The organism is Nostoc sp., from assembly GCF_036917195.1.
Lineage (GTDB): Bacteria > Cyanobacteriota > Cyanobacteriia > Cyanobacteriales > Nostocaceae > Nostoc.
Genome location: NZ_JBALDG010000022.1, coordinates 116,304 through 141,752 on the forward strand (window position 1 = coordinate 116,304; position 25,449 = coordinate 141,752).

A 25,449-nucleotide genomic window follows, 5' to 3' on the forward strand; every position below is an offset into this window, starting at 1 on the left:
AAATTCAGAAATATTGCCTTGAGCGCCTATTTACTTAGCTCACAAAATCGCTCCACTTTCTTTCAAATAAACCCGTGTAAATGGTTCATCTTCAGCCAAAGTATAATCTTCAATCAACCCTTTACGACGCACAGAAATGTCGTTGCCTTTTCTAATTACCACAGTAGAACCATCGAAGACATCCCGCACTAGTATCATCTCAGTTTCGGTGGGATTATCCAAAACTACGATATTACTACTCTGGTAAAAGATGCCCTCTTCATTTAGGATGTCTTCCGCATACTCGGCAATCAGCAAATCAAGTTTTGGATGACGCAGCAAAGTTTGGACGTTGCTGTTGTAATTTTTGCTTAATACTTTTTTCGAGCGATTTACAAAAACTGCATCACGACAAACAGCGCCTATTGTCCAGTCGGGATGTTGTAAAAGGATATGGTCAATCGTTGCTTGCAGTTCTTCAACTGAGATTTTATTAAAGGTAATAATTGGTATCCTGGCATCTGTACCCGACTCAAAAAAGGTTTCTAAGATATAGGAAGGCACATCAACGCTTTCACCAACAGAAGGTTTTAGATGCATTAAAACGCCTGGTGCAGCGTTGATTTCCAAGATGGCAAAGTTACTGGACTTCCAAGATTCTGAGAGACTTTTGGTAATCACATCAATACCAAGGCAAGTCAGCTGGAAGTGTTGGGCAATATCTTGCGCCAAGATAATATTATCAGCATGAACTGTTTGAGTTGCATCGATGCTTATACCTCCGGCTGAAAGATTGGCGACTTTACGCAGGTAAACAGTGCGTCCCTTCTCAATCACGCTGTCTAATGATAAACGCTGTTCGTCTAGGTAGAGTTCCATCGCTTCATCTATCTGAATTTTACTCATCGGCGAGGTGGGTGAGTCTAAACGTGCAGGTTTGCGGTTCTCTTGGCGAATTAATTCTGCAAGCGTTAAATACCCATCACCGACAACCGATGCTGGACGGCGTTCTGTGGCGGCGACGAATCTACCATTGACACACAACAAGCGAAAATCTGATCCGGAAATACTTTTCTCAACAATTATCCGAGTTAGCTGGTCTTCGGGAATCGCTGCCAATGCTCTATTATAAGCAGATACCAGTTCTTTTGAGTCTTGTACGTCAGCCGTAACACCAATTCCTTTATGACCTACCACTGGCTTCACTGCCACTGGGTAACCAATTTGTCTTGCTGCCGCCAAGGCTTCCTTTTCAGAAAAGACGATATCCCCTTCAGGGACTGGGAAACCCAAAGTTTTTAAAAATGCCTTACAGTCATCTTTGCGGGTGGTAAACTCCGAATCTAGATGACTATCACAGTTAAATGTTGTTGCTACCCCCCGGACATGTTTTTTTCCCAAGCCGTACTGCATCAATCCTTCTTCCCACAAATAAAAGGCGGGAATACCTTTTTCGTAGGCTGTTCGCAATAGAGCGTAAACCGTAGGGCCACCATAGGCAGATGCGCGGAATCTATTTTGCAGCTTCACTAACTGTTCATCAAAGGTAAAGTCTTCGTCTTGAGTAATGGCTTCAAACCAATCCCAAACAAAATAAGCTACTTCTCTAGTTGTGCGTTCATGTAGTGATTGGACACTAATCCGCACCAAATCTGGATATGGCTTAACACTCCAATGGTTAAGGTGCAAATCCATGTCCAGTTTTCCGACTTCGGACACAACTTGGGCAAATAAATGAGCATAAGATTCGTAGGTTTGGCTGCCCAAGTGTGGATAGCGATCGCCAATCCTTGCAATATAATCTTCAATGCGCAAAGGCTCTTTAGAGTCAATTAGAGCAAAGTCAAATACTAGCGCCCCTGTATCTAAATAGGGGTTGGGCCCAATATAATGCTTGAAGTTGAAAATATCGAATACATCCGTTCTTCTAGCATTAATGCGGGCTAAATCACTACTTTTTTGTAGAACCATTGATTACGAACCTTTGGCTAAACACCCTGAAATTTAGATGCTGAGTTATGGTTACTCAGACTTATTGATTGTAGATTGATTCAGATTAATTTTGAAGAGTGATGGCAAAGCCATTGATCTAATCAGAACCCACCTTAACCCTATTAGTAAGTATTTTCAACTATCTCAAGGCATAATTAAACCCCCCTTCCTTAGCAAAGAATAAAGTACAGTCTATTCATCCTCATGAATAGTCAAAAATATAACCTTTGAAGGGTGCAACACCCACCCAAGTATTTGTATAATCAAATGTACGGTATTGAAAAGACAGCTAAAGTTATGAATAGCACACAAGCTGCTCTAAGAGATGAAATCCGAGAACTTGCTGAGGAAGCTTTTCACCAAAAGCTGATCTCTGGGCATGGTGATGGCCCAGACATGAATGAGTATCAAATTGTCTACCAAGGTAAACCCAGGCATCTCCCACTAGAACAAGCACGTTTTTTCTTAACTAACTTGCTTTACAGAAGTCGCATTCATTAGGACTTGTTATTAGATATCTAATTGCATCCAGCCAGAGTTAATACTAATTACTTACGATTGCACGATAAATTTCCAATCGGCAATTAGCACAATAGTCAACAATGCCTCTAGAAGATTTCTCTAGAGGCAATTGATGCTGTAGGTTTTATTAAGTTAAGGAAAATTAACGAGGATAGTTATTTGTCTGTAATTTTTCAGAAAAATCTTTTGGTCTAATTGCGATGTCTAACGACAAGCCGCTTCTCTACGAGACGCTTTGCGAATGCGTCTACGCAAATTTTAATACTACCTTCTATCAGGTAATCTACCAAAAGGATGATTTGATAGTTGGAATTGTCATGGTTTAGTGAGATTGATTAACTCAAATCAGGGGGCATCATGGTGCAAAGTAATATCAAACGGCAGTTGGTAATTATTGGGGGAGCTGAAGACAAGGATGGAGATTCCGTAATTCTGCGGGACTTTGTGCGACGCTCTGGAGGTATCAAGGCGTACATTGTAATTATCACGGCGGCGACAGAATTACCAAAAGAAGTGGGAGAAAATTATATTAGAGTATTTGAGCGGCTGGGAGCCGAGAATGTTCGCATTATTGATACAGAAACCCGCGAAGATGCATCTTCATCTACCGCATTGGAAGCAATTAATAAAGCAACTGGGGTATTTTTTACTGGGGGAGACCAAGCTCGGATTACCAGCATCCTCAAGGATACCGAAATTGATGCGGCGATTCACAAGCGGTTCTCTGAAGGTGTAGTTATCGCCGGCACCAGCGCGGGTGCTGCTGTGATGCCAGATGTGATGATTGTGGAAGGCGACTCAGAAACACATCCAAGGATTGAAACTGTTGAAATGGGTCCCGGTCTAGGTTTCTTACCAGGGGTGGTAATTGACCAGCATTTTTCCCAGCGCGGACGCTTGGGACGCTTAATTTCAGCTTTGATACTACAGCCTGCTGTTTTGGGATTTGGTATTGACGAGAATACCGCTATGGTAGTGACAGATAATCAAATTGAAGTGATTGGTCAAGGCGCTGTCACAATTGTTGATGAATCAGAAGCTACATATAACAATATGGGCGAAATTTTGAAGGATGAGTCTTTGGCGATTTGCGGAGCAAAGCTTCATATTTTGCCTCATGGCTTCAAATTTGACTTGAAAACCCGTCAACCTATCCTCAATAATGGCTCTGTGGCAAATGTCTCTGTACCAGTTGGTGCAACCAACACCTAACTTTTAGCAAGTGCATTTAAATTGAGTAAGTAATTAATACTTGAAGATTAGTGACATTTATCTTTTGAATATCCTCCCAATTACTCTCAGAAATAGCGGACATAGCTCCGCTTTTTCAGGAGGAAAGGGGGGATTAATTATTAATATTCCTTATTTTAACTTCAGCAAACTTCTACAACTAAGGAAGTAAGCAAGAATTAATTAAACTATGTTATACAATGTAAAATCACTTAAGCTTGCTTGTAGTAAAGGCTTCAGTCCTTACAAATTAAGTAAATTCAAAGTGGTATCAACTTCTATAACAATCTATTTTTATAGCACTCGTGAAGAATATGGCTGTTTCTCTAACTTTTCGCCCCACGGCTTTGAATTAGATGGATTGTATTGGCTAACTAGTGAACACTACTTTCAAGCGCAAAAGTTTGTGGGTACACCTGATGTAGAACAAATCCGCCTAATTAGAACACCTAAAGATGCGGCAAGAATGGGGCGTGAGAGAACCCGTCTCTTACGTCAAGATTGGGAACAAGTTAAAGATGACATCATGCGGCAAGCTGTGCTATGTAAATTTAAAACTCATAGAAATATCAGGGATATCTTACTTTCCACAGGCAATGCAGAAATTGTTGAAAACTCGCCCATCGATTTTTACTGGGGTTGCGGAGCCGATGGTAGTGGTAAAAACATGCTAGGAAAAATTTTAATGGAGGTGCGAGAAATCCTGCACCATACATACAGTGCAGATGTTGGTAATAGAACTGTTAAATAATATTGTTGCTATGAATGCTTGCCCCAGTTATTGACTCTTATAATCCAAATTGAAGGAGAGATAGGCAATTAAAGGTGTGAAACTAAGATTACTACGCTTAAATTTATAGTAGTACACTGCCTTGAAAAAATATTTTTATATCTTCTAGTTTTAAAGACACTAAAAACACACTCACCAAAACTTATGAAATGTAGATTATTGTTGAATAGGTTAAAAGCAGCAATTCTTCACAGGATTGACACTCTGCGGTCTAAAGACGTATTTGTCTTTGAAAGTTGCCTATTGGCTAACTGACAACTATAGTTATTACTCTTCATGAGTGGTAATCTTAAAGCCTCGATCAACGATTCAATAGCGAAGCGATCGCTTCATTGATAAACTCTCAACCCTGCTTAACCTACGCTGTGCTAAACCAACCTGATGAAAGAATACCTTCTGGTTTTGGGAACACTAAATTTACCAGCAGACTTAATAGGAAGGGGTTGATGTCTAAAGGCCAATGGAATAACAGATCGAAAAATACAGTTCCCCTGCAATTACCTATAACATACCTAAAATCAGTGAAGCGTAATACAATTACCCATGAATTTGACTCTGGTTCACAAGCAGAAATACTACCTCCACAGGAAAGTGACGACAATTTATCGGAAGCGTCCAAGCTACTACGGCAAGGAATTCAACAGCAGCAAGCTGGTGAATTCCTTACGGCGATGAAATCTTTACAACAATCCTTGGGGTTGTTTCAGGCAATTGGGGATTTGCAAAAACAGGCACAGGTGCTTTGTTTTTTAGGATTGGTAACTTACAGCGCCGGAGACTACAAGGGTGCTATCTCTCACTCCCAACAGTGTTTGTCTTTGCTCAACAACACCTCAGATTTAGCATTGCAGATGCAAGCACTTTCCCATTTAGGCAATTCATACCGTCACCTAAATGACCATAGCAAGGCTATTGAGTTTCTGGAAAAGTGTTTGAAAATAACCCAACAGCTGCAAGACAAACGGAGTCAACTGGCTGCACTGAATAATTTGGGATTGGTTTATAAAGCTTTGGGTAACTTTATACAGGCAATTGAGTATCAGCAGCAAAGCCTAGAAATTGTACGGGAACTCAAAGATAATTGGGGCGAGGAACAGGTACTCAAGAATTTGGGTAATGCTTGGTATGCTTTGGACAATTACCCAAAAGCGATCGCCTACTATGAGCAATGTGTAGTAATAGCACGCTCCTTAAAAAATGTTCGTAGTGCTTCTCAGGTGCTAAAGAATCTAGGTAATGCTTGTTATGCCTTATATGATTATGTCAAAGCCATTAAGTATTATGAAGAGCGGTTGCAATTAGCTAGAGAAATTCAAGACAACCGTAGCGAGGAACAGTCTTTAGGTAGTTTAGGAGTTGCTTGTGAAGCTTTGGGTGACTATAACAAAGCAATTACATATTATGAAGAACGTTTACTGTTAGCTAGGAGTATGAAAGACCGGCGCAGTGAAGAAGAAGCTCTTGCTCGTTTGAAAGCTGCTTGCTATGCCTTGGGCGATTATACCAAAGCTATGCAATACCCTGGTTGACTGATAAATATGAATGGGTTGCACCCTAACCCGCCCTGCAATAAATTGATTGCTCATAGCTTTAGTCCACTTTAGTAGACTGGATATGCTTTTGAGTCTACTTTAGTAGACTTAAGCTATTAGCTTGGGAATTGATTCCAAGCTAGATGAAAGCGAAAGCACAAGACTTTGAGGACTTTTGTCAGTCAACCAGATGCAATACCAGTAAGGAAAATTTCCAAATAATTAAAAAGGAAGAGAGGGAAACAATTTAAAATTTAGTCATTCAAAATTTAAAATTACTCGCACAGATCCATTCCCCCCATTGTCTTTTGTTGCTGGAGATATTTGATAACTTCTAATGTATCTACTTGAGGAAATTGGGCATAAAAATTACTCACACTCCAGAAGGGTTCCGGTGTTTCCAAGACAATTGTGCGATCGCCCCACTGATTTAACCAGGGTAGCAATTTTTGTGGCGCTACTGGAGTACATAGCCAAACTGCTGCTGGAGAAAGCGCTTTGATCGCAGTTGCCGCTACCGCTATTGTCATACCTGTGGCAATGCCATCATCAACTAAAATGAGCGTAGCATTCTCGGCATTCACCTGCGGACAAGCAGGAATTAATAGAGCTTCAAGAGATTTAGCTTGGTTGATGGCTTTATTTAAAGCCACTTCCCGCCACCGCGCATCATGTTTAGGGCGAAATAGCTTTTGATCAGTCCAAAGAACATTTCCAGAAGTAGTCACCGCACCAATTGCTAACTCTGGATTTTCTGGATGGCTAATCTTTTTCGCCACAATGATTGTCAACGGACAATCTAAAAGACGGGCTATTGGTGCTGCTACTGGTACGCCCCCTCTTGGCAAAGCATAAATAATTGGTACAGGCTTTACCCCAGAATCAATAGCTTGCTGAGTTAAAACATCATGAATCACTCGCGCCAATTTCTCACCCGCATGGGTGCGATCGGCAAAAAGTGGGGTATGTGACATGGTTTCCCCCAGCATCTTAGGACGGCATTACTTTTATCATGACTGAATTTTGTCTCAAATTAACTGATACAATAAGATTTGTATAAATAATAAGTAATCAGCAAAAGTCTATTTATTCTGATAAATCTGCAACAAAAGCGGTATTTAATTCAGATATGACAGGTGCTGATACCAAAATCCTTATTTTCATGAGCAGCGAAACCCAACTCAGCCTCTTCGACGACTCAACCTTTAGCCAGCAAGAACTGATTCCCACGGACGCTAAAATTCCGATCGCTCCGGGAACATATTCTGACATCACGGAGTTGACACAGGATTGCGATCGCTGCCACCGTTGTGCATTGGGAGACACTCGGACTCATGCTGTTGTCGGACGCGGTAATCTCAAAGCACCAATCATGGTTATAGGGGAAGCGCCTGGTCAAAATGAAGATGAAACAGGTTTACCATTTGTAGGTAGATCAGGGCAGTTGCTAGAGAAAATTTTGGCATCTGTAAATCTGACTATTGAGCATGATGTATACATTGCCAATATCAATAAATGTCGCCCACCAGATAATAGAGTTCCTACTCCAACAGAAGTGGCGGCTTGTCTACCCTACTTACTAGAACAAATTCGCCTAGTTGACCCCAAAATAATTTTGTTAACCGGTGCAACTGCTGTCAAAGGAATCACTGGCGATAAGCGGGGGATTACGAAAATTCGCGGACAGTGGCTGGAGTGGGAAGGGCGTTTATGTATGCCAATTTTTCATCCTTCCTACTTGCTGCGTAACCCTTCTAAAGAAAGAGGTGCGCCAAAATGGTTGATGTGGCAGGATATCCAGGCAGTGCGGGCCAAATTAGACGAAATCCAAAACAACAGCTAATATTTAATTTCCTCCTTTTAAGGCTTGTCATTACCAACATCTTTTCAATTACTTGCTTCGTTGCTATCCCGCTTGGGAATAAATTCCAAAGTTAATAGCTAAAGTCCTCTCAAGAGGACTAAATACAAGATTTTAAGCGATGTAGATGACTAGACTCTGTGAAAGAAAAGAGAAAATTTCAGTCCACTAATTGTGATCGCTATCTTTGACTCATACAGGTGATAGCAGTAGCTGGGTCAACTACCGTGCTGTTGGTTGGTGAGCTGTGTTTTACCACGGTTTTTGTCGCTACTCTTCAATATTTGATGCAAATGTGAGGCTAAGTTCTGCCAGTGTTTCAAGTTGAGCTAACTTGAGGTAATTAATGAGATAATACACGATTTAAAGTTTTAGGAGATTAGTGTTAAAGCAAAGTTTAGGGTAATGCCCATTTAAAATGGCGAATTTTCTTCATCTATATCAGTTTCTATGGCTTCGTATTGTACATCATCCCCAGGTTTAGTAATCAATAAATTTATTTGTAGTTTCTGTAACCAAGGTAACTTGTAAGATATCTGTCCAGCCTCGGCTATTTTGCGAATCAGAGCATCGTAAGTTCGGATTTGAAGATGAGGATTATTTTTATTATGACGTGCTTTTAATCTTCGTTTTTCTTGATTATTTTTAAACTCATGCTCCCTCCCAATTATTAAAATACCTATCGGTTCTGTAAATGTCGTTATTCCATAGGCACTTCTCATTGTTTCTTGATTTGTAGTGCAATAGTCAATATATCTTGTAAGTTGATTAATTCCTCTATTTGCTGCATCTCCAAACCGGAAATCACCATTCTTATCTTCAATCCAAATAGTCTCGTTTGCTCCTTTTAACTCTAGAACCCACCACGTAATTCCATCCGAGTTCTCTCCTGCAAATAAGTAATCAGGTTTCAAACCTTTTGTTTGTGAGCCAACACGCGGACGAATAAGCTGTTGAGGAATAACCCAGGCATTGTGATGCCCTGTTAAAAAGAAAACAGAAACAAATGCTAGTATTTCAGGGTTTGCTCTCAAAAAAACATCGATTTCTGTCTCATCACATCTTCTGAATACAAGGGAAATAAACTTTTTTAATTGTTCTGGAGTAACGTCAAAGCGATTAACTTGAAATTCATCAGGCGGATAGATGCTCATTACTTAGCAATTTACAATTTCAATTTTAAACAATGCGGTACAGGACTAATTTAGGCTTTGACTTCGCTTCCGTGTTGCTACTAAGTCCTGCTAAAAGACACCTTCTTATGTAATTTATCAATGAGTTACTTCGCAGTCTTTTTCAGTTCTTGCCATCTTTGCCGCAGTCGCTTCAAGTTAGGCGTATGACCACCATAACGCCAACTAACATAAGCTTGGCTAATCTCGTCTATTACCTCAGCAGTTGCTGGGGCATGATGCTGGTATGATCCTCTGGCATACTCTAAAGGTGTTTGTGCTGGATGCTTACCTAAACCTTTTTGGCTTGTCCATTGCAACATTTGTTGATAAAGGCTCCCCATTGCTGGCAATTTCTTTAACCATCGGCGGTTGCGCCACTCTCGCCACTGACCCCAACCCAGCCAACCGAAGAAAGCTGCTGTAGTTGCCAAGATTAAGCCAGTTAATACACCAAACCAACCTTGGGAGAATAAAGCTAAAAACCAAGCGATCGCTCTAATCACCCACCTAAATATTGTCTCAAATATATTATTCAATAAACCTGTCACCGGAGAAGGTAACCATCCAGCAACCCAGTGCCACAACTGGCGCAACACACTAAAAGTCTGAGTATCTTCTACTGATGGAGGTATGAGGGGATGATTGGGAATGGGGTCAAAAGCAAACCAGCCATATTTCGGAAAATATACTTCCGTCATCGCATAAGCGTCAGTATTACGGACAACGTACAGCCCTGTAAATGGATTAAATTCTCCTGTACTAAACCCTGCCACTAACCGTGCTGGGATACCAATGGAACGTAGCATCACCGTAAGAACTGTTGAGAAGTGGTCTGGATAACCACCTTTATATTTGAATAAAAAAGCTTCTACTAAGTCATCTTTTTCTCCCAAATAAGGCAAATCTAAGGGATTTTGGGGAATAGAATAGTGTTGCTTCAGGTATTGAGCTAAGTAGAGAGCCTTTTCATAAGGTGAATCCAAACTTTTAAAAGACTTTGATACTCCTTCCCGATTGTAGTTAGCGAAAATCTCTTCGGTACGTTGTCGAACTTTTTCGGCAATTTCGGGAGGAATTTGCAGATAATGCTTCTTAATCTGTTGCGGATATTTAGTAGAAGCTTCACCTAACAAAGTGCGATCGCGGTATGGTACTCCAGAAATTACTGTGTATGTGAATCCTTCTGATAATTCCACAGGCGATCGCAATCCATTTTCTGTATCAACCGCGATCATTGGTGTCGGAAAATAAATCTCTTTAGGATAAGCCATCGCCGGAATTAGGTTAGGCAAATCCGCCACCACTGTATAAGTTTGTACTATCTCTTGGGTTTTACCTGTAATCAGAGGTAGGTTCAGGAAAATTTGGTAAGACCAAGGCGATCGCTTCATGGTCATAACATCTTCATTACGAGAAATTTCCCATCCCTTACCTGTATAACGGTCAAATCCTAGCACTCGCCAAAAACCCTCAGCTTGCGATCGCACCCGCATCACAACTTTAGGTTTCATCTCGCCCCGCAGGTTTTGGTTAATCTGACTATTAAAACCGTAATAAAAGTTATTATCTACTTTCCCTGGTTGACCAGTTTGATTTTGTCCCGTACCACTACCTTGATTATTACCTTTACCTTGGCGGGCATAACCGGGATTGATGATACTACGACCTGTAAAATTGCCTTTTAACTCGATAGGAGAACTTACAGGAAAATTCCGTAATTGATAGCCAGGGAATCTGGGTAAAAGAGCAAAAATTGCCAGCCCCAGACCGACAATTAGCAAAAAATTCAGAATTAAAAATTTAAAATTAAGAGTTGAGGAATTCTGATTGAGTTTTTCCTTTTGAGTTTTTAATGGCTGCAAACCCAAGCGTGAGCGATAATCTAATACTAAAGTTGGCAGAGCGATCGCTAAAAATAACAGCAACACAGGTGCAAATGCTAAAGTCTGACTTAACGTTGCCGCCACACCCAATAAAATCAGTCCTATAACAATCGAATAGCCCAAATTTTTGCGGCGGGGTGTATCAAAGCTGTGCAACACCTGGAGTTGAATTAATAACTCCGCCAAACCCAATCGCGTATCATTCAACTCTCCCACTAACCGCCCAAAGAAAGCACCCAGTGCTATTAACATCCCGATAGCGATGCAAAACTTAACTGCAACATTGGCATCACGGCGACGATAGTAACTCCAAATCCCACCTAATCCACTCAGGGGTAACGCCCAAAAACTGAATGAAGTCTCGGCAGCGATATCCGTCGCCACAATTCCCAAAATAACCAACGCTAGCACCAGCACCCGTAAGGAAATTGAATCTTCCACTTCTATCAAAGGCGACCCCTGCATATTTTGCCGCCAGAAATTACCAACAGGGAGACGCCAAAACCGATTCATCCTGGATAAGTTAAACATTTGAGTCTAAGCGAAGCAATGATGTAGATGCAACGGACACAATCGGGGGGATGTAATTGGCTACCCTACTACTGTGTCAAAGAAATAATCGATAGCGGAAGATGCGGCTACAGACGTAAAGACACGGAGAAATTATCAAATACTTTCTCCGTGTCCCCGTGTCTTTGTAATAACTGCTTCTCGTAGACACCCTAATGACCACCTGTTGAAAAATAGGATAAGCTTCAAAACCAGGAAAATCCTCTTAATATATATCGGCGTTGATCGACGTAGTGTGCTAGCGCTGGCAATTTAAACTAAATCGTGGGACTAATCACGAACAACAATGGCTGTTGGTCTATTTCTGGAAACTCAACTTCTAGGGTATAAGTTGGGTTAAGTTGTTCGCAGCCTAACTCTACACTTAAGTATCCCGAAGTCGAAGATGTTGCCATTGCTAAGGTGCCACTTCCGCGAAGTGTCAAAGTTCCTTTAACGGGTAACTCAGCCTGAACAAGTAACTTCGTAATACCTACAGACTGATACTCTACTCTAATGTTCAAATTACCGACACTGGTTAGCCATTGTCTTTCTACCACTGGACTGGTTGCTGAAAGTGGTAGAGTCAGATTTTCCAGCAGTTGTTTAGCTGCTAGCAACGACAAAGCCATCTGTTGACGTGGTTGTAAATCTGAGTAATCGCTCTGAATATTGGGTATTGTTTCCAGAGTATTTACAGACCGATAGGTGCTTCTTAGCACCAATCCAGCTATGTCGTTTAATGCTTGAGATTCGTTGGGAAAAAAGTTCTCCACCACTTGAACTAATTTTGCCCCCAGAGGCACCGAAGATGTCACCAACGCCTGACATTGTTCTAGCAATTGCCGGAAAACTTTCTCTGGCAAGGGACGTGGCAGATTCAGCTTCGACTGTTGTACCATCCACCCCCAGGTAGGAACGAGCGTCATTGACGGCTCATCAACAAAATCGGGATAGTCGATTAATTGTGTTTCCCAGGGAAACAAAGGTGGGTGGTCTTGGACTTGGATTTGTAACCGACGCTTAAGCACGGCTTGGAAACGATCTTGCACAGTAGGAATTTCTCCCAATTGAAAGGCCTGGGGCGTTCCTCCCAATTTTGGCTCACTGCTTTTTGAAGCAGTGGCTTCCTTGAGGAGGTTTTCTACCCCGTCATTTTCCTCACATACCGAGAGTTGCTCGTTATTTTTGACATCATCTGTCAATAACCAATCGAGACACTGGTGTTGTAAGGATTCTGAGTCACTATTCATGAGTAGATGCACCTGATCCGGACACTAATGAGTTACGAATTTCCCAAGCTTGCTCAAGAATCTTAAACCATCGTTTTTGAAGTTGTGCCATTGACAGCCCTAAAGTTTTTGCTATTTTTTCATCGGCTTGTCCTTGTTGCTTCAACTCTAGTAAAGACCGTTGCTTATTGTCCAGGTGTGCTGTGTATACTTGCCATTGCTGAGGAGTTAAGCCCAAATTAGTGTGCAAAGAAGCTTCCAGCCACTCGTGAACTAATTCCCAACGGTGTAACAAGGCAAACCGAATCAAATGATACTTAAAGCGCTGCTGCAAGTAATCTCTCTGACGAGGGGTTAAACCTAAAATCGACTCAATTTCCTGTGCTGATAGATCCTGGAGGCGGAGGGAAAAGTAATCAGCGCAGTCAGATTGTTGCCGTTGTTCGAGATAATTCATTAATTCTGTAACCACAACGGAGCGCAAGGTATCTTCTTCGGGTTCAGGTTCGGCTTGCGTTGCCATTGTGGAGCGCAATTGCTGCACTGCTGGCTCTTCCCAAGAACCATCGGCTTCACTATTGCTGCCTTCTGCGGCTTGTTCTATATCTACGCTGGTTTCTGGGGGCTGCTGTTGGGAAAAAGTTTGCGCCCGCAGGATAATTAGCTGCTGCTGACGGCCTGGTAAGGGAATGCGTCGCTTGCCGTAGCGCTCGGTAAATGCCATGTACTCGGACAATTCTAGAAGCGTCTGAGGGCGATAAGTGGGACCAAGTTGATTTTCTCGCCGGAAAGCGTTTAATGCCTCCAGATAAAAACTCTGTAAGAAATCTTCAATTATAGTCAGCCGCCCTTGATAACTCAATTGCTTCTGAGGAGGATTAATGTATCGATAAATAATTGCACTCAGAGTGCTGTGTAATTCTACCCTGCCCCGATTTGAACCCAACTGATAATACCTGAGACACTGTTGTAGCCGATGCCGAGCTAGGGTCATCGCCGAGCTTTCTACAGAGCCAGAAGCTTGGATACGTTTGCTTTCATGGCAAATTCGATATACTTCGGTGGTAATACGTGTTGCTACATCGTGGCAATTCTGTTCCGAAGCTTTGGTTGACTGCTGAAACTCCCTGGACAGGAGTTGAAAGATCACCTCCACGCCTTTAGAATTTTCTCCCAGAATAGTTACAGATGGAATAGTTGCGGTTGCGGCTGAATTCATAGTCTCGGTTTTCAAAAGACCCTAACTTACTTAAATACAACCTGTATGACTGTGGGTATTGGTTTTTTCCGTTTTATGTATAAGCTAAACGCAGACCAATCCTACATTTAGGATGTGGCTGATTTTATTATTCCCAACTTTGATGGGATTGTTCACACTTTGATAGATGTTATTGCCATTACCCAGGAGCCGTATACAAGTCATTATGGATTTAGAAGCACAAATTCAATTGCTGATTGAGAATGCGCCCCGCGATGGGATGACACCACATCTTGTTGCAGCAATTGCTCCTGCCCTTAGAGCGATCGCTCAAAAATTACGTTACTCCCAGTACTATATTCTGCAAAATTCAGAGGCAAGCTGGGTTTTAACTACATTGAGCAATCGTGTTAATCCAGGATTGGAAAAGCCTGTGATTTACGCTTTTCCTACCATACAGGATGTCTCTCTAATTTCCCCTGCTGGGCTTGACCCTCAAATGCTAGCTAAAATTATTCCTGTCACCCATATTTTGTTCCAATTGGTGGCATTGGAACCCGTAGATAGTATCGTTTTTTTGGAAACGCCGGGTAAGACCACTCATACCGTTGAAATTCGGCGAGCTGACCTAGAAAAACTCATGCAACAACAGTTGCGACAACAGCGATCGCCTAAACAGATACCCCCTGATATTGCATAGAAAAATTTTGGATGTTGGATTGTTTCTATACAATCCAACATCCAAATTTTTAAATCTCAAATTCGTTTGAAAAAGTTTATCATGAAGAAAAATTAATGCCAGTTATTACTCTTTTAGTCTTTTAAACAACCAGGCGATCGGCTTAAATTTCCCTTTAATCTAAAATTGGTTAACAAACAGTTATCAGTGAACATTTTTTAAATTTGAGTTTACCGTTGAGCCAGATTCCCTTACCTAAAAACAGGTGAAAGGTTTAACTTAGGGTCTAAATTCTCATTTTGTACCTGTTAACTGATAACTGATTTAATAGAGGCGACTAAGTGTGTACTCAGCTATGTTAATCAATGCCTGATGGGATTCTGAGGCTGGGAGAACTGCAAGATGTTCAATTGCTAACTTAGCATGATGAGCAGCTAACTCTCGCGCCTGTTGTATACCTTGACTATTTTGAATTAGTTCCAGTGCTTGCTCTAAATCCCCTTCTTGAGCAAACTCTCTCTCAATCAGCACTTCCAAGGATGCTTTTTCCGCCAAAGCAAATAAAACGGGTGCAGTCAGATTACCACTTTTGAGATCCGACCCCACTGGTTTACCCAAGGTATCTGTTGTACTGGTGAAATCTAGAATGTCGTCAACAATTTGAAATGCTATCCCAAAATGACGACCGTAGCTATATATATGCTCAACAGTTTCTTGCGAGACTTCACTCAGTAACCCAGCAGCTTTGGAACTGTTGGCGATTAACGAAGCTGTTTTGTAATAACTTTTCTGGAGGTAAGTTTCAATAGAGATCCCAGTATCAAAACGATTCAGTCCTTGCTGGATCTCCCCAGTAGCCAGATCCATAATAACTTCTGAGAGGAGTTTCACCACTTCCAAATTGTCTAAGTTTGCTAAATACCAAGACGATTGGGCAAAAAGAAAATCTCCTGCTAATATGGCAATGCGATTACCGAACAAACTATGAACGGTAGGAACGCCTCGCCGCACGTCTGATTCATCTACCACATCGTCATGTACCAAGCTTGCTGTGTGAATCATTTCTGTAATCTCAGCTAGGCGGCGGTGACGCGGCGTAATATCTTGATCTAACATTGTTGCCCGCGATATTAGCAGGACGATTGCTGGTCTGATACGCTTTCCCCCAGCTCCGAATAAATGTTCGGCTGCTGCAAACAGAATGGGGTGACGATTTCCAACTAGCTGTTTTAGGTTATCTGCTAGTAGTCGCAGGTCTGCTTCCACAGGGGTAAACATGGAGGTGGCTGGGGTCATGGATGGGCGGACTCTGACTTAGGTTACGAAAGTTTACATATCCTCTACTCATTTTAAGATAACCCTGTGCCAGCGCAAAGTTTTCATAAAGTAATCCCATATTCATCAGTCAATCGGTGATAATTTAGATTAGTAATGCATTTGTCAATAAGCAATTATGCTTAATTTGTCGAGATTTAGGTTTTAAATTAACTTAGAACCGGAATTATCAGTACATGATAACAAATATCAGTTTAAATTATACTAAATAGTTTACTTGTAGATGTTTCCCACCACAAATTAAAATATAATCTAAGTAATATTACTGTTTAAGAAAAAGAATGCAATTTCAAATGGTCACCAATAGGTAAGAAGGAATTTTTCAGGACTGAAGTGTAGCTATTGAAAAAATTTGAAATTTAGCACTCAAGTGGGCTTAAAATTTAGGGTGGTTGTGTTACGCTAAAATATAGGAATTTTAAATTTTTCAGATATTCACACCCCTAAAAGTTAAGTCACGTACTAGTTGATTTTACTGACTTAGTGATGTGAGTCTAAAATAATCAGTCGTAGCCTAGATTAAGGGAATAATTCCTTTGATTTTTCCTGCGAATCCGCGAAACTCCTGGTTTGGAGCTATGCGATATCCCTTAGGGAAGCCGCTACACGTCTTCAGCGCAGGTTGAGCGCAAGCATTGCTCATTTAGCAGTAGTGTGAGCAAAAATAACGCAGATCAAGTAGATCGCAAAGAATCGTAGTTTTAGATTGCTAAAGGGCAATCTAACTGTTGTGGGATCTATGGTCTGCAATAAGTCGCTATTAGATAATAAATTCTTTGTCCGTAAAGAATTTTATCTCTACAGCTAATTTTACCATATTGGAACTATAGCCATTAAGAATGCACTTAGTTGGCTGAGGTTCTACTAATTTTGTGGAATTTTATATTCGTTTAGAAAGGTGCTGGTAGAACAATGATTTACGGAAGTATACCTATGATGATTTTTATTTTAGCGTCTGGATATTTGTTCACAGTCTACCTGTTATTAGCACTGGCAAAGCGAACGGGTACAAAGACTGTTCCTACAAGTTTCCCTTCATCTGCCGAAGGAAAACACAAGCAGGAGATATCAGTAAGGACAAAGGTGACTCAAGCAGTTAATAGTCAGTAGTGAGGAGTGAGGAGTTAGGAGTTATTAATTCAAAACTTTTAACACCTAATACCGATTACATCTGAGGTTGCTGCCCAACAAGGGGATTTTGCCCTCTGCCTTATCAAGCTTGATTCTATACAGTTTCACAAAGAATTGGTATAAACCTCTTCTAGCTCAAAACCCGTGGTTTTTCTGCCAAAAAATATAAAAAACATTAGAAATGCCCTTGGTCTAAAACATTTTCCATTGATGGACTTGTATTGTCAATTAGAACTTGAATCTTATCGATCATCCTTTGAAATACGTCTGGGTAGTACTTAGAAGAATCCAAAAAGTCTAGATATTCCTGTCTGTGAAGTTGCCTTTCCTCTGGTGTTCGATACTCTTGTCGAATATTAGAAGACATACGCTTAGTTTTTCGCACGATCAAAACATCATCAATTTGAGTTGAAATTATTGAAATTGGTGTCATATCAAGAAATTCACAAATCAGAAAATATAAAGATCCAGGAACAGCTATCTTTAAATCTCTACTCGTTGCTACTGCTTCTTGAAACATAGTTTTATCTAAATTTGTTTTGCATTCTGCACAAACATATCCAAGATGTGATTCAATCAACTTGTAGTCTTTAAATTCTGGATCAAAGGATGACTTTAAATATAACCTTTTACCAAGTATAAAATCCTGATCTTTAGTTCTAATGTTTGGTTCACCACCTTGACCGAGATTTCCAAGAGAAGATAAAAAACTAAGTCCAGAGTAGGTATTTCTTGGACCTAACTCGAAAGAATCATCTATTCCTCGCAAACTACGGAAAACTAATTGTGGCAAAAATTCTTCCAGGATAGTATTATCTAGCTTTAATTGCCCCTTCTGCCTATACAAAAAGTTATCTGAACTATCAAATATTAAATTAAGTTCAATAAAACGTTTATATCGGTTAGTAGCTTCGACTAACTTCTTTACTGTATCTGTTTGACCACGCTCAATTATTTCTAACTCAGCAATCCACTCATGATACTTTCTAACAGCTTCTTCCACCCGTTCTTTATCTGCTTCAGGTAGACGACGGTTATTGAGACATGCAGTTAGTTTCGTGTAATGAGGGCGAGAAAGTTCAGGCATAGGTTGAACTGACTGTGAATATTTAAGGCCGACTAATTGAGCAGGTTGATGAGATTGATAAATATGAAATCTTTTATCTAAGATTGGTGTTCTTCCAATATCCTGAACTTTGTCAATTGCATCTTCTAAAGATTCAATATTTTTAGATGAGACTAGAGAAAGACCACTTTTCAGTACATCAAATGCTACTTCTCTTGCAATTTGCTCAACTGTTTCTTTATGAAACTCATTATTTAAGTTAATAAAGTTAATTAAATCTTCTCTAATAATTTTGCCAAATTTATTTTTGAATTCCCTCTTTTGTCTCAAAGCTCGATGAAATAGATTTGCTTTTAGTCCAATTTTTTCAATAATGTCAGCATTGTAAAAAGGTACTCCAAGAACATTGGATTCATGTCCTACAACAAACACAATTCGAGCCTCATTTTTGGTTACTCTTGAAAGCTCCCTTAGAGTGTCAGCCATATCTAGACAATATTGTACTACTGTGTAAAAACGGTTTCCTCTATTTGCTCGGTTAGATCCAATTTCTGACTTTGCTATCTTTAATAAATCCCATCCTAATATCTCAGCAGAACTGCGATAGTTTTGATGATAGTTAAATACATTTATGTAAGGTGGGGAGGTCACAACAAAATCTATCTGATCTTTTTTCAATGGAAGACAACGAGCATCAGATAGACCTACTTTAATTTCCTTTTCGGAGTAAGGAAGCTTTTCAATTACACTTGCTAAAGCGGCAAATTTAGACTGTATAAATTCATTAGTAATTTTATTATTTGCAGCATCAAGAAGGATTATCAAAGCATCAAATATTATTTTTGCCTCCTCATCTAACTCATTCTTGAGCATTCTTAACTTCTCTGCAAAATCTGGTACTTGGCTAGCATTTTCAAAAACTCTAAAGGGAAATTCCCTATCTATCAAAGTCCTAATTATTTTGATAACCTCCTTTCTTTGATAATTATTTATGAATTCATACGTTTTGCTAAGAATGTACGCTGCTGGGTTAATTTCAAAACCATGTGACTCAAACGCAAGAATGCTAGCCTCTAGCATAACAGTTCCACTACCCGCAAAAGGATCAAGAATAACTGAGTTAGATAGACAATATGAGCTTAATATAACTTCAATAAGCTGTGGCGAAAACTGACCACGCCAAGCAAATAAGTTAGATCTGGTTTTCTCAACAATGTCAAGACTTTCTTGTGGAATGGGTTTGTCAAACTCCTTCAATTACCAATCTTCCTTATTTATCAAATTATTCTGATAAGCCTCAGTGTACTTTAATATTCCTCTTTGGACATATAGGAGAGTGCAAGGCTGCTGTGCTGCGTACCTTTGAAGTCGATTAAATCTCTAGCTTAGTTGTTTAAATAGTAAGCTGATCATCAAGAGGTTGCTTTGGCTGTGGCTACTAAAAAAGTAGATGCAGGAGTCAGTTCAGCATCGATTGCTAGTGCCTTTGGATTGAGATTTATTCGCTTACATAAGTTATGCAGTGCTTGGAGTTGTGCTAAACCGCGTCCATTTTGAAAGCTAGAGTTTTAAGGAGAGCATATTAATCAGCCTTGGCTTGAGTTTTGTGCTCTACCCTGATGACAAAAAACTATAGTTTTCAAGGTAGACAAGGTTTAACTTCTCATTTACTTCACATAGTTTTATTGGAGTTGCGAAATAGCGGTATCAGTGCAAACCTCTTCAACCATTGGGGTATAGCCTAGCCACTGCACTCCTGACTGGGAAAACTGTTGCGGACAACCGCTGACGGCGAAGCGAGTTGGCAGTGGGAGGTAAGTATTTCTTAAGCCCAGCAAGTCTAGCTCTTGGGCACAAGCTGCGGCAACATGAACAGCCGGGTCAACCAATTGGACTTGAGAGGGGAGGAGCGATCGCAATACTGGTGTAAGGTGAGGATAATGGGTACAGCCGTGAACTAAGGTGTCAATTTCCTGCTCTAGTAAAGGCTTTAGGTAGGCTCGTGCAACTTCAGCAGTGTAGGGGTCGTGAATGCGGTTTTGCTCGATGAGTGGCACAAACTCTGGACATCCGACTTGCCAGACTTGGACATCAGCAGCAATTTCGAGTATAGCGTGCTTATAAGCATTACTCTTAGCTGTAGCTGGAGTGGCAATCACACCAATCCGCTTTCCTTGCTGCACCGCTGCTTTTGCACCCGGTAGGATCACTCCCAAAATGGGTATGCTGAATTCATGACGCACCGTTTCTAGGGCTAGGGCAGAACTGGTGTTGCAAGCCATAATCACCATTTTTACCCCCTGCTGTTGTAGCCAGGTCAGAATTTCCCGCGTAAATTGTAAAATTTCTGCTTGTGAACGAATTCCGTAAGGAAGTCGAGCTGTATCCCCAAAGTAAACAATTGATTCATTGGGGAGTTGCCGATATAGTTGTCGCAGTACCGTCAGTCCACCCACACCACTATCAAAGATGCCAATTGGGGCCCGTTGGGGTTCAAGAGCCGAAAAATCGTCAAGATTCCTTTCAAAGATGGAAGATGAATACACAGGCAGATGTTGATTTAGGTTTTTGGATTTAAAATACAGAATTTAGCAGACAATCTCCAAATTGACTACTAAATTCTGTACGTAAAAGAAGTTTAAATACCACCTCTTTAATTAGTAATTTGTACTATATTACCTCTGCTGTAAGTATTTGAGGATGCCACGAGCGATCGCTTCTGCCATCCGATTTTGATACTCTGGTGTTCCTAATCTGGGATTATCCTCGTAACCAGTCATATAGCCTGTTTCCACTAAAATCGAGGGCATAGAGCTTTTCCGAAGAACGTAGAATCTGGCTTTGCGGGTTCCCCGGTTTTTGATAGTGCCGATGTTCTGGAGGATGGTATTGCGAACTACTTCAGCCAGAGCATAACCGCTGTCGTAATAATATACTTCTAACCCATTCACATCAGGGCGATTATCAACGGAATTAGCGTGAATGCTGACAAACGCAGTCGCATTAACTCGCTCGGCAATTTCTACCCGTCCCTGAAGTTCTACGAAAAAGTCAGCATCCCGCGTTAGTACAGCTTGTACACCATTTTGCTCTAAAATTGCTGCTACCCTCTTACCAATAGGCAGGATTACATCCTTTTCTAAAAGTCCGCCCAGACCTGGGGCACCTGAATCTTTTCCACCATGTCCTGGGTCAATAACTACTAGCAATTTCCCTTTGGGAACCGAGGGGTGTGGCCGTGGCTGCGAAATTGTCCGGGGAATATCTGTAGGGTTTGGGAATTGACCTTGGTTTGGCGATGGCAGAGGAGGTAAAGCAATGGGCGCTGTGACGCTACCAGAGCGTTGTAATTCTAGAGCCAAAAGCTCGTCGCCAACCTGGTTGAGTTCCCCAATTTGCACTCCGGCTGCTGGTTGAACCAAGACGATGACAGTATTCGATTCTTGTGGTTGCAGGCGGACTCGCAAGATAGGGCTGTTAGGATTAAAAGTCGGGCCTGTGACTTTGGGAGCTAACCGAGCATTATTGATAGTTATGCGGAACAGACCAGAGCTTCTATCCCAGCCTCCTGTAGCAGATAAAGCTTGGTCGGCTCTAATCAGCAATTGTGTGCCATTATTAGCCAGTTGCACAGACTCAATAGTAGCAGTTGAGGTGTTAGTAGATGGTATAGGGCGTGGATTCTTACCTCCAGGTAACTGGGCAACGCCACGACTGGGCAGAACGATAAAACCACCAAGACTACTAGTGGTTGCTCGCCAATTGGCACTATTTTCGTCTACCTGTAAAGTCAGGCGAACAACAGATGGGCTTGTTTGCAGTTGGCTAAACTGAATGCGGCTGACACCATAGCGATTAATCGACAAATCCCGCTGCTTTAGAATTGGTGATAAAGTTGCGCCAGCAATATCGATGTTAATTGCCCTCTGATCGTTGCTACGATTAACCTGAATCTGAGGATTACCACCATTGGTACGGATGAAAAAACCATCGCCTGTGACTTGTAAGTCCTCAATTTGAGTAACCCTGGCGACAAGCATTCCGTTTTTAGGTGGATTGACAGGACCTGTTGTCACCACGCTGTAAATATCTTTTTGGGAGAACACTGGTGGAGATGTTCTCGGTGAAGTTTCTGTTGCTATAGCTTGTTCTTGTTGCCCCACAGTATTTCTTGAGGGTACATTTTCGGCTTCTGGCGTAGGTAATTGCACTGTCCAGCGATCACCAGTTCTGCCAACAAATTGTACTCGTTTGGGGTCTAAAGTATAACCAGGAGTGACTTCAACGACTATGCGTGTTGTTTGTTCATCAAACTGCCCAACACGGATCGAACGAATTGCACTACCCACTTGTTGGGTTAGCTGCGGACGCCCAAATGTGGTTCCTGGCAAATCAATTACCAAACGAGTCGGGTTAAAAATTAATTGTGCTTGGGGTTGAACATCCCCTAAAGTATTAATTTCCAGCCTGTTTTGATTGGCATCAAAACGCCAAGATTCAAGTTTCGCGGCCATTGCTGGCGACGATAGCATGAAGATAGTTCCAATAGTACTGGATAGTAACCAGTGTAATTTCACAGTCCTTTCTCCTGATTCACATTCATGGGAGCCGTCAACATCTCAACATATTGGCAAATCCTCACACCATCACCGCGCCCACTTGAGTTTTGCGCTGTTATTAAGACACAGCTAATGGGGTAGAATATAGCACGCTCTTGTGAATTTGCCATGCCATTAGCTCAGATAAATTTGACTGTCAATTTTAGATTTTAGATTCCCAATTTTAGATTTTTTGATTTTTGGTTCATGCCAGACTAACGTCTTGCTAGACTAACACCCCTTGTGACCTGAAATAATTCAATTATCCTAAATTTAAAATTATCAAGCCCCATCCGTTTATCAGTGGGGTCAATCCCTTCGCCTTGGTACAGTCGCTCATCGGGAGCCACTGCGGTGGACGGGTTTCCCGACATAAAGGAGGGAGTGCGCCCTTGCGCGTCTCCCTTAAGAGAAGCAACTGCCGTCAAGTGGCGTGGAAACCCCTAAGACCGCACTGCTTCACCAAAATCCAAAATTGGATGGCTTGCAAAGCATCAGATGACAATAATAAAGAAGCTACTCCTGTCCCACCGCAAGAATACTTAAATTTTTTTACTACTAAATTGGATAAAAATGGTAAAGATTAGATGTATTTACTCAATAATTTCGACTAAATTACTTATCTTCTCTTTAGATACTGAAGAACACCACGAGCGATCGCCTCTGCCATTTTATTTTGGTAAGCTGAGGTTCTCAGCCTAGCCATATCCTCTCGACCAGTCATATAACCCGTTTCCACGAGAATGGAGGGCATAGAACTTTTTCTGAGAACATAAAATCTGGCTCGCCGCACTCCCCTGTCTTTGATAGTCGCAATACTTTGGAGAATGCTACTGCGGACAATGCGAGCTAGACCCAGACCGCTGTCGTAATAATAGACTTCTAAGCCATTAACATCGGGACGACTCGCACCTGCTGAATTAGCGTGGATGCTAACAAACACATCAGCATTAGCTCGCTCTGCTAATAGCACTCGTCCCGGAAGGGTAACAAAATAGTCAGAATCCCTGGTCATAATTACTTGTACACCATTTTGCTGCAAAATCTCTGCCAGCCTTCTACCAATAGGCAAGATAACATCCTTTTCGCGTGCCCCCCCAATCCCAAGCGCTCCAGAGTCTTTGCCACCATGTCCGGGGTCAATAATGACTACCACTCGCCCATTGGTAACTCGGCGCTGTGGTTGTGATCGGAACTGCGGATTTGGATTGTTTGGGTCTGGGAATGGTCCCCGGTTTGGCGGTGGTAGCCCAGGTAAGGCAAAGGGGGGTCTTCCGGGGAGTGCCACAACCCGACGAGAACTTTGTATTGATACCAAAAGCTGGTCGCCAATTTGCCTGGGTTGCCCAAGTTGCACTCCGGCTGCTGGTTGAACTAAAACAACAACTGTGTTGGGTGCTTGCGGTTGCAGCCGGACTCTGAGAATGGGGCTATTGGCAGCAAAAGTAGGGCCTGTAACTCTGGCAGCTAACTTGGCATTGGTAATTGTGACGCGGAACACACCTGATGATCTATCCCAGATTCCCCTAGCAGATAAAGTTTGGTCGGCTTTAATTAGCAGTTGTGTACCATTATTAGCCAGTTGTACAGACTCAATTGTTGCTGGTAAGTTGTTAGCAGATAGTCTGTTGGGAAAAGAAACGCGTTCTGACTGATTGTCCGAATTATTACTTCCAGGCAATCTGACAACACGACTAGGTAGAACCACCAAACCACCGCTGTTACTATTAGTTGCTTGCCAGTCTGGGCTATTTTTATCTACCCGCAAAGTCAAACGGACACCAGGAGGTCGGGTTTGTAATCGGGTGAATTCGACGCGGCTAACACCATATTTATTAACGGGTATATTATTCTGTTGCGTCAGACGTGGTGATAAGGATGCGTCAGAGATATCCATGAAGATGGTAGCGCGATCGCGGCTGCGAATTACCCGAATCGGAGGATTACCACCACTGGTACGAATGAACAACCCATCGCCTGTTACTTGTAAGCTCTCAATTTGAGTCGCCCCCTGTGTAGTAGTGGCAACCCTTGAAATCCGAGGTTGAGGCTCAGAGTCTGGGGTGACGACACTGTAAGCACTTCTAGGAGATGAGGCAATATCGACTTCTGGCTTAGGTAATTGCACTGTCCAGCGATCGCCAGTTGTGCCCACAAATTGCACTCGTTTGGGGTCTAAAGTATAACCAGGAGTCAGTTCGACAACTATCCGCGTCGTTTCTGCATCAAACTGCCCAACACGGATCGAGCGAATTCCACCGCCCACCTGTTGGGTTAGCTGCGGACGACCAAATGTAGTTCCTGGCAAATCAATTACCAGCCGAGTCGGGTTAAAAATTAGTTGCGCTTGGGGTTGAACTGCTCCCACAGTATTAATTTCCAGCCTGTTTTGATTGGCATCAAAGCGCCAAGATTCAAGTCTCGCAGCCATTGCCGGCGACGATAGCATGAAGATAGTTCCAATAGTGCTGGGTAGTAACCAGTGTAATTTCACAGTCCTTTCTCCTAATTCACGTTCATGGGAGCCGTCAATATCTCAACTCATTGGTAAATCATCACATCGTCACCACCAAAACTTGACCTCTGATGCCTTTTTTGATTTTTTAAGCTGGTATAAAGACGCGCTTAAATCAGTTATCAGGTTTCATATTGGGTTTAAATCCCCATGTAAAATCTTCCACCTTTAGAGGTGGGGGA

The 25,449-nt window shown here is 41.7% G+C and carries 19 protein-coding genes and 1 pseudogene; 8 read left to right on the forward strand and 12 right to left on the reverse strand.

Translation table 11 applies throughout. The annotated features are described in order from the left end of the window. Nucleotides 1-39: 39 nt before the first annotated feature. Nucleotides 40-1,950, reverse strand: coding sequence for an acetate--CoA ligase family protein (locus tag V7K40_RS08050; protein WP_334958373.1), 1,911 nt, complete (start codon nt 1,948-1,950; stop codon nt 40-42). A 318-nt stretch (nt 1,951-2,268) separates the two neighbouring features. Between V7K40_RS08050 and V7K40_RS08055 the strand changes: the two genes are divergently transcribed. The 4 genes from V7K40_RS08055 to V7K40_RS08070 all read left to right on the forward strand — a co-directional run bounded on the left by V7K40_RS08055 (nt 2,269) and on the right by V7K40_RS08070 (nt 6,042). After that, the gene (locus V7K40_RS08055) at nt 2,269-2,472 is read left to right on the forward strand and encodes a hypothetical protein (protein ID WP_229483945.1); all 204 of its coding nucleotides are present in this window, start codon (nt 2,269-2,271) and stop codon (nt 2,470-2,472) included. Between the two features lie 378 nt (nt 2,473-2,850). After that, complete coding sequence (locus tag V7K40_RS08060; RefSeq protein ID WP_334958375.1) at nt 2,851-3,705, forward strand: cyanophycinase; 855 nt, start codon at nt 2,851-2,853, stop codon at nt 3,703-3,705. 298 nt (nt 3,706-4,003) lie between these two features. Beyond that, the gene (locus tag V7K40_RS08065; protein ID WP_334958494.1) at nt 4,004-4,474 is read left to right on the forward strand and encodes an NADAR family protein; all 471 of its coding nucleotides are present in this window, start codon (nt 4,004-4,006) and stop codon (nt 4,472-4,474) included. Nucleotides 4,475-4,959: 485 nt separating this feature from the next. Next, entirely contained in the window at nt 4,960-6,042 is a 1,083-nt protein-coding gene (locus tag V7K40_RS08070) for a tetratricopeptide repeat protein (protein ID WP_334958377.1), read from the forward strand. Between the two features lie 278 nt (nt 6,043-6,320). Here V7K40_RS08070 and V7K40_RS08075 read toward each other — a convergent pair whose 3' ends face one another. After that, on the reverse strand, nt 6,321-7,019 hold the full coding sequence (locus tag V7K40_RS08075; RefSeq protein WP_334958379.1) for a phosphoribosyltransferase family protein: 699 nt from the start codon (nt 7,017-7,019) through the stop codon (nt 6,321-6,323). Between the two features lie 188 nt (nt 7,020-7,207). Between V7K40_RS08075 and V7K40_RS08080 the strand changes: the two genes are divergently transcribed. Then, nucleotides 7,208-7,888 carry a uracil-DNA glycosylase gene (locus V7K40_RS08080; protein ID WP_334958496.1) on the forward strand — a complete coding sequence of 227 codons (681 nt, stop codon included), beginning with the start codon at nt 7,208-7,210 and terminating at the stop codon, nt 7,886-7,888. A 431-nt stretch (nt 7,889-8,319) separates the two neighbouring features. Here V7K40_RS08080 and V7K40_RS08085 read toward each other — a convergent pair whose 3' ends face one another. The 4 genes from V7K40_RS08085 to hetZ form a co-directional block, all read right to left on the reverse strand. Next, on the reverse strand, nt 8,320-9,060 hold the full coding sequence (locus tag V7K40_RS08085) for a Shedu anti-phage system protein SduA domain-containing protein (RefSeq protein ID WP_334958381.1): 741 nt from the start codon (nt 9,058-9,060) through the stop codon (nt 8,320-8,322). 125 nt (nt 9,061-9,185) lie between these two features. Then, nucleotides 9,186-11,477 (reverse strand): DUF3488 and DUF4129 domain-containing transglutaminase family protein, encoded by a 2,292-nt coding sequence (locus V7K40_RS08090; protein ID WP_334958384.1) that lies wholly within the window; start codon nt 11,475-11,477, stop codon nt 9,186-9,188. Nucleotides 11,478-11,791: 314 nt separating this feature from the next. Further along, nucleotides 11,792-12,766, reverse strand: a complete 975-nt coding sequence (locus V7K40_RS08095) for a PatU (RefSeq protein WP_334958385.1) — start codon at nt 12,764-12,766, stop codon at nt 11,792-11,794. Then, nucleotides 12,759-13,964 carry a heterocyst differentiation protein HetZ gene (hetZ, locus tag V7K40_RS08100; protein ID WP_334958387.1) on the reverse strand — a complete coding sequence of 402 codons (1,206 nt, stop codon included), beginning with the start codon at nt 13,962-13,964 and terminating at the stop codon, nt 12,759-12,761. The genes V7K40_RS08095 and hetZ overlap by 8 nt, the downstream gene beginning before the upstream one ends. A 205-nt stretch (nt 13,965-14,169) precedes the next feature. On the opposite strand from hetZ, the gene V7K40_RS08105 reads away from it, so the two are divergent. Further along, on the forward strand, nt 14,170-14,643 hold the full coding sequence (locus tag V7K40_RS08105) for a hypothetical protein (protein ID WP_334958389.1): 474 nt from the start codon (nt 14,170-14,172) through the stop codon (nt 14,641-14,643). A 303-nt stretch (nt 14,644-14,946) separates the two neighbouring features. Here the strand turns inward: V7K40_RS08105 and sds are convergent, their stop codons facing one another. Then, nucleotides 14,947-15,918 carry a solanesyl diphosphate synthase gene (gene sds, locus V7K40_RS08110; protein WP_334958391.1) on the reverse strand — a complete coding sequence of 324 codons (972 nt, stop codon included), beginning with the start codon at nt 15,916-15,918 and terminating at the stop codon, nt 14,947-14,949. A 951-nt stretch (nt 15,919-16,869) separates the two neighbouring features. Between sds and V7K40_RS08115 the strand changes: the two genes are divergently transcribed. After that, nucleotides 16,870-17,067 carry a hypothetical protein gene (locus V7K40_RS08115; RefSeq protein WP_273768477.1) on the forward strand — a complete coding sequence of 66 codons (198 nt, stop codon included), beginning with the start codon at nt 16,870-16,872 and terminating at the stop codon, nt 17,065-17,067. Nucleotides 17,068-17,263: 196 nt separating this feature from the next. On the opposite strand, the gene V7K40_RS08120 is transcribed toward V7K40_RS08115, so the two are convergent. After that, a complete protein-coding gene (locus V7K40_RS08120) occupies nt 17,264-19,411 on the reverse strand; it encodes a Bpu10I family restriction endonuclease (RefSeq protein ID WP_334958392.1) in 2,148 nt (715 codons plus the stop codon). A gap of 153 nt (nt 19,412-19,564) precedes the next feature. On the opposite strand from V7K40_RS08120, the pseudogene V7K40_RS08125 reads away from it, so the two are divergent. Further along, nucleotides 19,565-19,669: pseudogene (locus V7K40_RS08125) on the forward strand (substrate-binding domain-containing protein); the annotation flags it as partial. 167 nt (nt 19,670-19,836) lie between these two features. Here V7K40_RS08125 and murI read toward each other — a convergent pair. From murI to V7K40_RS08145, 4 genes are all read right to left on the reverse strand, one after another. Further along, a complete protein-coding gene (gene murI / locus V7K40_RS08130) occupies nt 19,837-20,700 on the reverse strand; it encodes a glutamate racemase (protein ID WP_334958393.1) in 864 nt (287 codons plus the stop codon). Between the two features lie 129 nt (nt 20,701-20,829). Further along, nucleotides 20,830-22,731 (reverse strand): N-acetylmuramoyl-L-alanine amidase, encoded by a 1,902-nt coding sequence (locus V7K40_RS08135; RefSeq protein ID WP_334958396.1) that lies wholly within the window; start codon nt 22,729-22,731, stop codon nt 20,830-20,832. Next, nucleotides 22,728-22,883, reverse strand: a complete 156-nt coding sequence (locus V7K40_RS08140) for a hypothetical protein (RefSeq protein ID WP_334793089.1) — start codon at nt 22,881-22,883, stop codon at nt 22,728-22,730. Before V7K40_RS08140 ends, V7K40_RS08135 begins: the two co-directional genes overlap by 4 nt. A gap of 488 nt (nt 22,884-23,371) precedes the next feature. Continuing rightward, nucleotides 23,372-25,246 carry an N-acetylmuramoyl-L-alanine amidase gene (locus tag V7K40_RS08145; protein WP_334958398.1) on the reverse strand — a complete coding sequence of 625 codons (1,875 nt, stop codon included), beginning with the start codon at nt 25,244-25,246 and terminating at the stop codon, nt 23,372-23,374. Nucleotides 25,247-25,449: the final 203 nt, after the last annotated feature.

What these genes read in the sequence shown, in the direction of transcription:
- hetZ (WP_334958387.1), bottom strand. Translation starts at nt 13,964, where the DNA reads ATGAATTCAGCCGCAACCGCAACTATTCCATCTGTAACTATTCTGGGA.
- V7K40_RS08050 (WP_334958373.1), bottom strand. Translation starts at nt 1,950, where the DNA reads ATGGTTCTACAAAAAAGTAGTGATTTAGCCCGCATTAATGCTAGAAGA.
- V7K40_RS08075 (WP_334958379.1), bottom strand. Translation starts at nt 7,019, where the DNA reads ATGTCACATACCCCACTTTTTGCCGATCGCACCCATGCGGGTGAGAAA.
- V7K40_RS08140 (WP_334793089.1), bottom strand. Translation starts at nt 22,883, where the DNA reads ATGGCAAATTCACAAGAGCGTGCTATATTCTACCCCATTAGCTGTGTC.
- sds (WP_334958391.1), bottom strand. Translation starts at nt 15,918, where the DNA reads ATGACCCCAGCCACCTCCATGTTTACCCCTGTGGAAGCAGACCTGCGA.
- V7K40_RS08095 (WP_334958385.1), bottom strand. Translation starts at nt 12,766, where the DNA reads ATGAATAGTGACTCAGAATCCTTACAACACCAGTGTCTCGATTGGTTA.
- V7K40_RS08055 (WP_229483945.1), top strand. Translation starts at nt 2,269, where the DNA reads ATGAATAGCACACAAGCTGCTCTAAGAGATGAAATCCGAGAACTTGCT.
- V7K40_RS08115 (WP_273768477.1), top strand. Translation starts at nt 16,870, where the DNA reads ATGATTTACGGAAGTATACCTATGATGATTTTTATTTTAGCGTCTGGA.
- V7K40_RS08080 (WP_334958496.1), top strand. Translation starts at nt 7,208, where the DNA reads ATGAGCAGCGAAACCCAACTCAGCCTCTTCGACGACTCAACCTTTAGC.
- V7K40_RS08105 (WP_334958389.1), top strand. Translation starts at nt 14,170, where the DNA reads ATGGATTTAGAAGCACAAATTCAATTGCTGATTGAGAATGCGCCCCGC.
- V7K40_RS08070 (WP_334958377.1), top strand. Translation starts at nt 4,960, where the DNA reads ATGTCTAAAGGCCAATGGAATAACAGATCGAAAAATACAGTTCCCCTG.
- V7K40_RS08090 (WP_334958384.1), bottom strand. Translation starts at nt 11,477, where the DNA reads ATGAATCGGTTTTGGCGTCTCCCTGTTGGTAATTTCTGGCGGCAAAAT.
- V7K40_RS08085 (WP_334958381.1), bottom strand. Translation starts at nt 9,060, where the DNA reads ATGAGCATCTATCCGCCTGATGAATTTCAAGTTAATCGCTTTGACGTT.
- V7K40_RS08060 (WP_334958375.1), top strand. Translation starts at nt 2,851, where the DNA reads ATGGTGCAAAGTAATATCAAACGGCAGTTGGTAATTATTGGGGGAGCT.